Annotated in this window: 11 protein-coding genes, 1 tRNA gene and 1 pseudogene; 5 read left to right on the top strand and 8 right to left on the bottom strand. The window is 65.0% G+C overall.

Going from position 1 to position 11,435, the window contains the following annotated elements; translation table 11 throughout:
* Nucleotides 1-20 precede the first annotated feature (20 nt).
* Nucleotides 21-97 (top strand) — tRNA-Met (locus tag ASE58_RS10970).
* A 672-nt stretch (nucleotides 98-769) separates the two neighbouring features.
* On the opposite strand, the pseudogene ASE58_RS18580 reads toward ASE58_RS10970, so the two are convergent.
* The 8 genes and pseudogenes from ASE58_RS18580 to ASE58_RS10935 form a co-directional block, all read right to left on the bottom strand.
* Nucleotides 770-1,449, bottom strand: a pseudogene (locus ASE58_RS18580) (DDE-type integrase/transposase/recombinase); the annotation flags it as partial.
* Nucleotides 1,450-1,528: 79 nt separating this feature from the next.
* Nucleotides 1,529-1,603, bottom strand: a complete 75-nt coding sequence (locus tag ASE58_RS18575; RefSeq protein WP_443024658.1) for a hypothetical protein — start codon at nucleotides 1,601-1,603, stop codon at nucleotides 1,529-1,531.
* A 296-nt stretch (nucleotides 1,604-1,899) separates the two neighbouring features.
* Entirely contained in the window at nucleotides 1,900-2,913 is a 1,014-nt protein-coding gene (locus tag ASE58_RS10960; protein WP_082467958.1) for a DUF1861 family protein, read from the bottom strand.
* Entirely contained in the window at nucleotides 2,913-3,971 is a 1,059-nt protein-coding gene (locus ASE58_RS10955) for a glycoside hydrolase family 130 protein (protein ID WP_200909337.1), read from the bottom strand. Before ASE58_RS10955 ends, ASE58_RS10960 begins: the two co-directional genes overlap by 1 nt.
* A gap of 9 nt (nucleotides 3,972-3,980) precedes the next feature.
* Nucleotides 3,981-4,820: a carbohydrate ABC transporter permease gene (locus ASE58_RS10950; protein WP_055820966.1), complete on the bottom strand. Its 840-nt coding sequence runs from the start codon at nucleotides 4,818-4,820 to the stop codon at nucleotides 3,981-3,983.
* A complete protein-coding gene (locus tag ASE58_RS10945) occupies nucleotides 4,817-5,698 on the bottom strand; it encodes a carbohydrate ABC transporter permease (RefSeq protein ID WP_055820963.1) in 882 nt (293 codons plus the stop codon). The genes ASE58_RS10950 and ASE58_RS10945 overlap by 4 nt, the downstream gene beginning before the upstream one ends.
* Nucleotides 5,695-6,951: an ABC transporter substrate-binding protein gene (locus ASE58_RS10940; protein WP_055820961.1), complete on the bottom strand. Its 1,257-nt coding sequence runs from the start codon at nucleotides 6,949-6,951 to the stop codon at nucleotides 5,695-5,697. The genes ASE58_RS10945 and ASE58_RS10940 overlap by 4 nt, the downstream gene beginning before the upstream one ends.
* A gap of 23 nt (nucleotides 6,952-6,974) precedes the next feature.
* Complete coding sequence (locus ASE58_RS10935) at nucleotides 6,975-8,246, bottom strand: hypothetical protein (protein ID WP_055820958.1); 1,272 nt, start codon at nucleotides 8,244-8,246, stop codon at nucleotides 6,975-6,977.
* A 136-nt stretch (nucleotides 8,247-8,382) separates the two neighbouring features.
* Here ASE58_RS10935 and ASE58_RS10930 point away from each other — a divergent pair, with 136 nt between their 5' ends.
* From ASE58_RS10930 to ASE58_RS10915, 4 genes are all read left to right on the top strand, one after another.
* Nucleotides 8,383-9,459, top strand: coding sequence for a LacI family DNA-binding transcriptional regulator (locus ASE58_RS10930; protein WP_055820956.1), 1,077 nt, complete (start codon nucleotides 8,383-8,385; stop codon nucleotides 9,457-9,459).
* Nucleotides 9,456-10,532, top strand: a complete 1,077-nt coding sequence (locus ASE58_RS10925) for an ABC transporter ATP-binding protein (protein WP_055820952.1) — start codon at nucleotides 9,456-9,458, stop codon at nucleotides 10,530-10,532. The genes ASE58_RS10930 and ASE58_RS10925 overlap by 4 nt, the downstream gene beginning before the upstream one ends.
* A 141-nt stretch (nucleotides 10,533-10,673) precedes the next feature.
* The gene (locus ASE58_RS10920; protein WP_055756828.1) at nucleotides 10,674-10,859 is read left to right on the top strand and encodes a hypothetical protein; all 186 of its coding nucleotides are present in this window, start codon (nucleotides 10,674-10,676) and stop codon (nucleotides 10,857-10,859) included.
* A 55-nt stretch (nucleotides 10,860-10,914) separates the two neighbouring features.
* A complete protein-coding gene (locus ASE58_RS10915; protein ID WP_200909336.1) occupies nucleotides 10,915-11,334 on the top strand; it encodes an ASCH domain-containing protein in 420 nt (139 codons plus the stop codon).
* The last annotated feature ends 101 nt before the right edge of the window (nucleotides 11,335-11,435 follow it).

The following is an 11,435-nucleotide window of genomic DNA, read 5'->3' as shown; positions in this document are numbered from 1 at the left end:
CGCAAGGGCGACCAAGGTGTCGCGGGGTGGAGCAGCCCGGTAGCTCGTCAGGCTCATAACCTGAAGGTCACAGGTTCAAATCCTGTCCCCGCAACCAACGTCACAAAACTACAAACGCCGCCCCTCGGGGCGGCGTTGTCGTTTCTGGCTCAACGGCTTGCCAGCCCGCGCCCGGATGTGGCGGAACGGCTGCGGTGGCACACGGCTTCTGCCGACAATGATGTCCGTACACTGCCAATCCTATCGTGACGCCGAGCAACCCCGTCGGGCTGCGCTACAAACGGCACTCGCCCGACATTCGGTCGAACCGGCCGTTTGTCGACCAGGGCTCGGGCCCCTCGTCTATCGCGCGGGCTAAGCTTAGCCTTCGCCGAGAACGCCGATTTCAGCCGGGGAATCTCATATGCGGCCAATTTTATAGGCGACGCCGGCCNCCCCTCGTCTATCGCGCGGGCTAAGCTTAGCCTTCGCCGAGAACGCCGATTTCAGCCGGGGAATCTCATATGCGGCCAATTTTATAGGCGACGCCGGCCCCCAGCGTCGCCGTTCCGCATCAGCCGCAGTCTTTCATCCAGCGGCAAACAGAGAACGACTGTCGTCGTCGCGCACGAGCGCAGGCGAAGCAGCTGGCATGGTTTTAACCCCACCAGTTGCTATTCATGCCCGGCAGCGAAGGCGGCCGGGGTAGTGTCGTCGAGCGACGAGTGCGGCCGCTCGGTGTTGCAGTCGTCCACCCGGCGCGCTGGGGTCGAGTCTGGCGAGCCGTGAAAAACAGCGTCTCGTTGAATAGCTCTGCGCGCATATCGCCGCTGAAGCTTCCGATGTACCCGTTTTGGATTGCCTTTTCTGTCGAGATGTACTGCCATTCGACGCCAACATCGCCCGATCGGGCTAGCACTACTTTTGACGTCATCTCGGTACCATTGTTGGTGACGATCATCTTTCGCCTGCCACGATCAGCGATCAGCGATCAGATCGCGCACGACGCGCTGGCCCGAAATCGAGGTATCCACCACGGCCCGCAGGCATTCGCGCGCTACGTCGACGACGACATTGAGCACACCGAACCGCCGGCCACCGACAAGCTGGTCGTGGAGGAAGTCCAGGGTCCAGCGCTGATTGGTAAACGCCAGCAAGAGCGCCCGGTTGACTGTGGCGCGGCTTGGTCCCTTCCGGTGCCTGACCGTCAGACCCTCCTCATGGTAGAGCCGCGGGGTATTCTTGCGGTGGATCGTGCTACCGTCCCGCCACTAAAGGATGTGCAGCGGTCGATAGCTGAACCGCCGACGTGACTGCGCCAGCTCGCATAGCCGTAACCGATAGGATCGCCACCATCCCCCAGTATGACTGATACCGCATGTTCGAGCGTTTGGCGCCAGCGACCGTGCACGCTCGCTGCTGGCTCATCCCCAATGTCGCCTGGACCTGTCCGTCAGCAGCCGCTTTGACCGGCGTTCTCCTCCTAGTGCGATTGCAAAGGCTTTGCGTCGGACTCTTCTAGGCCGCTGAGCTTGGCCTTCTACCCGTACTAGATCACGCTCGAAATCCCGTGCTTGCGGCACAGCTCCGTCACCACTGCACCCGCCTCGGCCTCTTTTAGAATGCCGATGATCTACTTTTCCGGAAAGTGCTTCCGCTTCATTCCGTTCGTCCCTTCGAAGGAGCGGTCTCTAGTCCAGATGGTTGAAGAAACGGGGTACATCAGGCGTACGCATAGCGTGTATTCGGCCGAGACGGTGGCGCATGGAGGTTCGCAGGGTTTCCGTCTTAATCGTAAATCCTGCCAGCTATCGAGAATGGTTCGTGCCGGGCAGGCTAAGCATTATGAAGATCGTCAGCTACGGAGAAGTATTCACCACATGAGATCGCCGCCGGTAGGGTGCCGGGATAGTCGCCGAGTCATCCCCGACCTGTTCCTCCGATCACCATCGCGCCATCGGCTGCCCCGAGCAAGTTCAGTGTCTCCGAAACGAACCGCCGGTCGGCCAGCGGCACGTCGAAGGGATAGGCGATGTCGACCCAGTGCGCCTCGGCATCCGAGGTGCCGGCATAGAATCGGGTCACGCGCCCAACCTGTTCGATGCCGGAAGAAAACACCACATCGACCAGATCGGGCCGCTTCGCCGCACCGGTGCCGAACTGCCCGCGCCCGGCGATGACTCGCAGGTCGCGCCAGTGTCGCGTGGTGGGGTCGAAGACGAAGGCGATCGCTACATAATGACGCGCGCTGTACATCGTGTCGTCCTCAAACCACGCGGCGTGCGCGATCAGGCCGATTTCGCCGTTTGCCAGCAGGTGCGGTTCGTTTACGCCGCCCCAGTCCAGTGGGTGAAACATGTCCGTCAACATTGGTGCGGTGTCGATCGCCTCTACGGTCAGTGCTTTGAGCGAAGCTACTTCGGTGTAGCCGATCGTGCCGCGCCCGCCTTTCGCCCCGCGCGGCCGGGTGAATACCGCGATCCGTCCGTCGGCAAGCTCGCACAGGCGGATGTCCTTCATCCCCAGCGGCCCGGCGAAGAAGGGTTCGAGGGTGAAGATGTCGGCCCCGCGATAGAATACCGTCCACCATTCGGGCAGCCCTTCGCCGAAGCGCACCTCGACCCCGCCGAACACCAGTTCGCCGCCGATGACGGTGACGAACGGATCCTGCAACGCGAAGCGCGGGGCGTTTGGGATCGGGTGCCAGATGCCGTCGCGTTCCTCGAAGAACACGGCCATCGAATGTTCACTGTCGCGCGGTTCGACCCGTCCGGCGATCACCCGCCGCCCGGCGGAGGCGAACGGTGCGGAAATATTGTAGACGTCCAGCCCGTCGACCCCGGCAAAGTGCAGCCGCCGGGTCTCCCCGCTGGGCGGGGCGCTGGCAAAGGCGGCGTAGCGGGTCCGGATGCGCGGAAGTTCAGTCTGGTGCATCATACCCCCATCGCCTGCCACAAAGTGGCGAGCGGCACGGTGCCGAGCGCCATCACCCGGTCGGCCGCGCCGTAATAGACGCGCAATTCGTCGCCGACGATCAGTGCGCCGCAGCTGAACACCACCGAATCGAAAAACCCGGTGACCTCATACGGTTCGACCGGCTCCGCCAGCGGCTGCGCCAGGCGCGCACGGACGATGCGCGGGTCGTCGAGGTCGAGCAGCAGCGCGCCTAGGCTGTAGCGTTGATCGGCATCGACGCCGTGGTAGATTTGCAGCCAACCGCGATCGGTCTCGATCATCTGCGCACCGCCGCCGATCTTCATCGACTCCCACCCGGTGCCGCTGCGGCCCGCCAGGTGATGGTGGTCGCCCCAGTGGAGCAGGTCGGGCGACTTGGCGATCCAGATTTCGGGCGTGCCGAGATGGAGCGGTGCAGGGCGGTGCAGGCACCAGTAATGGCCGCCGATCCGGCGCGGGAACAGGCACACGTCGCGATTGTCCGGCGCATGGATAATGCCCAACCGCTCGACGGATAGGAAATCGTCGGTCACCGCCAGCGCGGTGGCGATGCCGAGGTCGGACACGGCGGTATAGTTGATGTACCAGCGCCCCTCGATCGCCGTGATCCGCGCATCTTCGCACCCGAAGCGTTCGCTGCGGTTGGCGGGAAACAGGAACGTGGCGTCGTCGACCGCGAAGGTCGCGCCGTCGGTGCTGCGGGCGAGGCGGAGATGCGACAGCGAAGTCAGGAACACCTCGCGCGGGTCGGCGCGCGAGCGGACCATGCGCGGGTCGCTGAAGTCATAGGCCGGATCGTCGCGGCGGAAGCTGCGCGTGGTGCACTGCCATGCGCCGCCTGCCTCCTCCAGCAGCGGGACGATCACCAGGTCGGGGTCTTTGGCGATGACGCTTTCGGCGACCCGGACCAGCAGGATCGTTTCGTCTCCGAACCGGGTGACACCGGCGTTAAACGTACCGTCGATCCGCCAGCTCGGACGGCTTGGGGCAACCGTTTCGGGCGCGACGATGGGGTTGCGCGGATGGCGCTGCAGCATGGGGGCGTCCTATTTGAGCGAGAGCGACATGCCTTGCAGGAAATGCCGTCGGAAGAGGAGGAAGAGCAGGACCAGCGGCAGCGTCTGGAGCACTGCGCCGGCCATCACCGGTCCGGCATAGCCGCCATATTGCTTGCTAAACGTCGCCAGCAGCACCGACAGCGGCATGCGATCGGTGTCGGAAATCGCGATCAGCGGCCACAGGAAATTGTCCCAGGTGCCGGTGAAGGTGAACAGGGCGACGATCGCGATAATCGATTTGTTCAAGGGCACAACGATCTTCGTCACCGTCTGCCACAGGCTGGCGCGGTCGAGCCGGGCGGCGTCGAAATACTCCTCCGGCATGGTCCGGAACGACTGCGACATCATGTAGATGCCCCATCCCGACATCATCGATGGCAGGATCAGCGCCCACAGGCTGTTGAGCAGGCCCATTTCCTTGACGAGCACGAACAACGGCAGGATGAACATGCTGGTCGGGATGACCATCTGCAACAGCAGGAAATCGCCGAACAATTTGCGCCCCGGAAACCGCATCCGCGCCAGCGCGAAGGCGATGAAGCCCGAGGTCAGCAGCACCGAGGCGGTCACGGTCAGCGTCACCAGCGCGGATATGCCGAGCGCGCCGACGAACGGCCGGTCGAGCTTGTCCGCCGTTTCCAGCAGGAAGGCGAAATTGTCGAAGGTGAAATCCCCTTCGAACAGGCCGGTATTGTAGATCTGCGCGGCGGGTTTGAGCGATGCGGCGACCATCCAGGCAAAGGGATAGAGCCAGGTGAGTGCCAGCGCATAGATAGCGATCGTCGCCACCCATCCCCCCAGGCTGCGTCGGCCAAGGAACGCCTTCATGCCAGCACCACCTTTCGTTCGAACAGCCGCCGGGCAAGCTGGACCAGGCCATAGGTGACCAACGCGACGAGGATGCTCATCATCGCGGCGTGGCTGGGTTGCAGGCGGCGGAACGCGGTTTCGTAGATCATCATCTGCGGCGTCGACGTACTGTCGCTGGGGCCGCCGCCGGTGATGATGAACGGTTCGGTGAACAGCCCGAACGACACGAGGATCGCAAAGGTCAGCACCATCATCAGCTGCGGATTCATCATGGGCAGGGTGATGCGGGTCAGCCGCTTCCATGGGCCGGCATGGTCGAGCCGCGCGGCGTCGTAGATTTCCTTCGGGATCGCAAGCAGCCCCGAATAGAGGATGAGGCCATAATAGCCGACGAACTTCCACGCGACGACCAGCGCGATCGCCAGCATCGCCAGCGTCGGATCGTTGGTCCACGGCACCCGCACGCCTACGTACTCGAACAGCATCGTGTTGAACGGCCCGGTCGAGCTGAACACCTTCGCGAAGACCAGCGACAGCGCGACACCCGACGACACGTTGGACAGCAGGAAGCAAAGCGCGACGAACCCCTTGCCCCGCCCGACATGGCGGAGGCCGAAGGCGACGATCAGCGCCCCGCCGAACGCGATCGGCAGGTAGAAGGCGAGGAAGCGCACCACGTTCCACAGCGATTGCAGGAATTGCGGGTCCTGTAACGTCGTCAACAGGTTACGGGCACCAGTGAACACCGGCTCGTCGAAGAAGCGCCACTGGGTGACCGACAGCTTCGCCAGCCAGAAGAACGGATAGGCCCAGAAGACGGCGGTAAAGAGCAGATAGGCGCCGGTGAGCGACAGCCCGACGATGGCTTCGCGCGACAGGGGTTCACGAGTCCTCATGCTGCCACCTCCAGCATCCGGTCGGTTCGTGCGACCGCGTCGGCCAACGCCTCGGCGGGCTTCGCGCTACCCAGCATCAGCGGTTCGACGAGGCGCGCGCTCATGATCTTTTGGATATCGATCGTCTGTTCGGACAGGGCCGGCGGCCGCGCGGTCGCGACATTGGCAGCATAGGCGCGGGCGATGGCGTTGCCGCGATAATAATCGGCAAAAGCGGGGTTGCTCAGCAGGTCGTCGCGCGCCGGGGACAGGCCGGTGCGTTGCAACCACAACAGGTTCAGCGCCTCCTCACCCAGCACCCACGACAGGAAGGCGAAGGCTTCGCGCTGCACCCGGCTGCTGCGAAAGATCACCGCGCCCTTACTGTCGGAAAAGGTTGCGGCGGGGGCGTCGCCGACCGCCGGGGCGATCATCGGGCCGACCGCGATCCGCGCCAGCGTCTCAGGATAGATGTTCGCGAACCGCTCGACATCCCACGGGCCCCGTACCGCGCCGGCGGCAAGGCCGGAGACTAAAGGCTCCTCGGCATCGAAGTCGAGTGCGGTCCAACCCTGTCGGTACATGCGGTCGACGAACCCGGCGGCCTGTCTTCCGGCGGCGTTGTCGTAGATGGCGCGGTTGCCCGCCAGATAGGGCTGCCCCCCGCTGGCGGCGTAGTAATAGGAGATGAAGTCGAACCAGCGATCCTGCCATGCCCGCCCGGCGATCACCTGCATCCCGTAACGCGACTGGCGCACGGCATAGCGTTCGCAAAAGCGGTACACATCGGCATAGGTCGCGGGCGGCGCGCCGAGGCCATGTTTTTCCAGCAGGTCGGCCCGCCACCACAGTAGCGTCGGGCTGGAATAGATCGGCAGCGCCGCGACACGGCGGTCCTGTGCCCATCCGGCCATGATCGACCGCATGTGCCGCCGCTCGACCAGCGCGTCATAGCCGGGCATTGCGGCCAGGTCGGCGACCTGTCCCAACGCGGCCAGCTGCACCGCGAACCCCGAAAAGACATTGGTGCACAGGTCCGGTTCGGTGCCGGCGACGAGCGCCGATAGCACGGTATCTTCCGAATTGCCGGCGGTGGGGATGGTGGTGAATTGCACCGGAAGACCAAGGCCCGCGGCATTCCATTTTGCTACGGCGACCTTCCAGAAACTCTCCTCGGCCGCATTGGGCGCGATCCACAAAAGGATGCGATCGGTGCGCCGCTCCGCCGCCTGCCGCCCGCACCCGGTGAGCAGCGCCGCGGCGCCGAGCGCCATCAGGAGAGTTTCGCGACGGGTGGTCATGGCAGCGGCGTTCCGGCCAGTGCAGTCAGCGCGAACAGCCCCTCGATCGTCGATTCCGCGCCGGAGTTCGGGTTGATCCGGGTCGGGCCGACGATGCCGTCATAGGTCCGCCCGGTGGCGGGGTCATAGACCGGGCGGCGCGCGTCGTTGCTGCCGGCGAACCAGCGGGCCAATTGCATGGCGGTGGTGCGATAGCGCGGCTGGCCGGTCTGGCGGTACGCTTCGGTCGCGGCAAGGATCATCGGGGTCAGGCCATAGGCGATCTGCGGATAACGCTGTTGCTCGCGCGGCGTATAGCCCTTGGCGGTCTGCGACAGCGTAAATGACGACCGCATCCCGCTGCGCAGCAGATAGGGATAGAAATGATCGACCTCCAGCAACCCACTGTCGATGAAGTCGCGCCGGCCGAGCACCTTGCCGGCGCGGAGCAGCGCATAGGCCTGCGCATTGCCCCAAGCGTGCCAGCTGTTGCGCCAGCTCAGATGCGCGGCGTGCGGGAAGCGCTTGGCGTCCCCCGCCTGCATCGCGACCAGTCCGTCGCCGATCCGGCCGATCAGCTTGGCGGTCGCCGAATCGCGGGTGCGGGCGTAATGCGGCAGCAGGCCCAGCAGTGCGGTCGATCCGGCATCGGCCCCGGACTCGAGCGGTAGCCAGGTGGGGATCGTCAGCCCCTCGACCATCGTCATACCACGCGCGGCGACCGGCAGGTCGCGGGTCAGGTTCGCCACCAACCGGTCGGCCGCCGCGCGGGCACGCTGCGCGGTGTCGGGCGATAGATGGGGCAGCGCCGCCTCCAGCCCCCATAGCGCGCGCAGCGACCACCAGTTCAGCTCGGCCAGCGAGGTGCGATAGTCGCGATTGATCCGCCCGTCGCCCCATAGGAAATTGTAAAAATAGCCGTTGTCCGCCTGCATGTGCAGGACGAAGCGGGTCAGCATCTCGATCTGGTGGCGCCGCTTCGCGTCCGGATTGCCGGCGGACAGCAGCACGATCCCGCGCGCCACGTCGTCGACGCAGGTATAGCCCTCGCGCGGTTCGATGGCGAAGCGATAGTCGGGCGCCTCGCTGTAGATATGCAGGATGCCGACCCGTTCGCCGCCCAGGTCGCGTTCGGCATAGAGGTGATCGAAATGGGCGAGGTTGACGCGCGGCGCGACCTGCCCGGCGGATGGCGGCGTCTGCGGCCGGGCGAGCGCTGGGACGGGCGTCGCGACCAGGGCGAGCGCCAGCAGGAGGGCGGAGCGGGGGGTATTCGGCTTGGCGGCCATGCGATGCGGTCGCTCCTCTCCATCACCCCCATTTGCCGGGTGGTGTGTTTATCGTTAAACATTGACGGTTGCGGCTGTCAACCCATCGGGCTAGGCAGGGTGCAGGACGGTGGAGCAACCACCCGGAGAGGATGCCATGGCCCGCGCGAAACGCGCCACGCTGAAATCGATCGCGGCCGATCTGGGCGTGACGCATACGTCGGTGTCCAATGCGTACAACAACCCGGCCAAGGTGTCGAAGGACCTGCGCGACCGCATCCTCGCCCATGCCGCGACCGTGCATTACGAAGGACCGAACCCGGCCGCGCGGTCGCTGCGCACCGGGCGGTGCGGCGCGATCGGCGTGCTGTTCAACGACCAACTGAGCTATGCTTTCACCGACGCGCACGACATCGCGTTCCTACGCGGGATATCGTCGGTGTGCGAGGAGGAGGGGGCGAACATCGTCCTGATCCCGCTCAACAACAAGCATCCGGAACGATTGGATAACCTGACCGCGATCGTCGATGGTTACATCCTCAACGCGCCGTACAGGAGCCATCCGACGATCCGCAAGGCACTCGCGCGCGGCCTGCCGACCGTGGTCGTCGATTTCGACGCGCCGCAATTGCCGAGCGTGCTGACCAACGACCGCGAGATGATGCGCAGCGTCGTCGCGCACCTGATCGAGCTCGGCCATCGCAATATCGCCATCGTTACCTTTCCGTGGTCGCAGGACCATGGCGAGCTGTTCGCGCTGGACCGCGATGTGTCGGACGAAAACCATGTCGTCCACGAACGCGTGCTGGGGTGCCGCGATGCGTTCGACGCCGCCGGGGTGCCGGCCGACGGCATTCTGGTGTGCGAGACGCCCAATGACGAGGAAGGCGGCGCGCGCGCGGTCGACCGGCTGCTCCGGCGGCAGCATGACCTGACCGCGATGGTCTGTTTCTCTGATCGGCTGGCATACGGGGTGATGGCGCGGTGCGATGCGCTGGGTCTGTCGGTGCCGCGGCGCATGTCGGTGACGGGCTATGACGGGATTGACCCACCCGGCCGCCCGCGCGAGGGGCTGCGGCTGACCACCGTCCGGCAGAACGCCGTCGAGAAGGGGCGCCGCGCGGCCGAGGCGTTGCTGCGCGAACCGGGCAAGGCGGGATCGCCGATCCGCATCGCCGCCGAATTCGTCGCGGGCGACAGCAGCGCCGCGGCATGGGAGCTTGAGATCGAATGAGCGCCTTGCAACTGGAGGGACTGACCAAATCCTATGACGGGGTCGACACGATCCGCGGCATCGACCTGGACGTCGCGGCCGGCGAATTCGTGGTGCTGGTCGGGTCGTCGGGGTGCGGCAAGTCGACCGTGCTCAGGATGATCGCCGGGCTGGAAACGGTCAGCGGCGGCCATATCCGCATCGGCGGCCGCGACGTGACCCGCGTGCCGGCGTCCGACCGCGGCGTAGCGATGGTGTTCCAATCCTACGCGCTCTATCCGCATATGACCGTGCGCGAGAATCTGAGCTTTGGCCTGAAGAACATGCGGGTCGCGAAGGCGGACATCGCGCAGCAGGTCGCGCATGCCGCGCAGGTGCTGGAACTGGACGCGCTGCTCGACCGGATGCCGCATCAATTGTCGGGCGGGCAGCGGCAGCGGGTGGCGATCGGCCGGGCAATCGTGCGCAACCCGGAGCTGTTCCTGTTCGACGAGCCGCTGTCCAACCTCGACGCCGACCTGCGCGTGCGGATGCGGCATGAACTAGCGGCGCTGCACCGGCGGCTGGGCGCGACGATGATTTATGTTACGCATGACCAGGTGGAGGCGATGACGCTCGCCGATCGTCTGGTGATCCTCGACAAGGGGCGGATTGCGCAGGTCGGCACCCCGCTGGAGGTGTATGACCGGCCCGCCAACGTCTTCACCGCCGGCTTTATCGGCAGCCCGCGCATCAACCTGTTCGACGCGGTAGTGGTGGCGCGCGAGGGGGCGATGACCCTGTTCGAGATGGCGGCTGGTGTGCGTGTTCCCTCGACACGCGGCGCGGCGCTGGCGGTCGGAGACCGGGCGACGCTGGGGCTGCGGCCCGAACATATCACCTTGGCTGGCGGCGGCGACGCGATTGCGCTTACCATGGCGATCGAGGCGGTCGAGGCGCTGGGCCATTCCACCTATCTCTATGGCGCACTGCCGTCGGGCGATGCGTTGCGGGCGAAGCTGGACGGGCATCATGCCGTCGGCGCGTCGATCACGCTCCATGCCGATCCGGCGCGGATGCTGGTGTTCGACGCGGCCGGACAAGCGGTGATTTGAGAAAAATGCGCTGAAACGTCCGAACCGGGCGATCGGTTCCCGCTTAACCAATTGCTAGCGGCTGCCCGCTATGATTTAGCCGCGCCAGGCGGTGTGTCGGGGGGCGCATCCGTGCGAAGCAGGCAAAGGATGTAGCGGGCAATGGTCGAGACGGCGGTGTTCACATATGGGTTGCTGGCAAGTTTCGTACTGTCGGCGGCGTCGCACAACCAGCGTGCCGAGCGCCCCAATCCGCCGATCATGAACTATATCGGCTATATCCTGCTCGGCATGTCGGCAGCGGCGGCGGTGTTGCTGACCGGTTATGCGGTGTGGGCGCTGCTTTAAGGGCTTAGCGGTCGGCATTGCGAGTGCCGTTCCACTCGCCGGTCTGATACAGAGGGTGCCTTACATCACGTTGCAGGACTTCCCTCCCGCCGACTGGCAGATCTTTGAGCGATTCTCCTTCGGCGATACTCCCGCGCTTGCCGATGTCCTGTGTGAGCTCGTGCTGTGCGGCAGGAAGACGGCGACGTGCTGGTCCGCCGCCGATGGCCAGCAGACCGAACCCGGACGTCGATCCATTGTCTGCGACGGGAGCGGGCAGCCGCGGGCCATCGTCGAGACGGTCAGCCTTCGCCTGATTTCGTTCAACGCAGTTTCCGAGGATTTCGCCCGCAAGGAGGGTGAAGGGGACCTGAGCCTGTCCTATTGGCGACAGGAGCATCGGCGCTTCTTCGAGGAGCTGGGCCTCTATTCCGAGACGATGGACCTCTGGTGCGAGGAATTCGACGTCGTCCATGTATTTCCGGCGGGCGGATAGCCTCCCTGGCTCGCCGATCCGATCCGGCGTCCTAACCCGTCCCATCTTTACGGTACGGTAGCGCACAACATGGCTTGCCGCCCACTAGGTTGATCGTTAAA

The organism is Sphingomonas sp. Leaf9 (assembly GCF_001421355.1).
Taxonomy (GTDB): Bacteria; Pseudomonadota; Alphaproteobacteria; order Sphingomonadales; family Sphingomonadaceae; genus Sphingomonas.
This window is presented reverse-complemented; position numbering and strand designations above follow the sequence as displayed.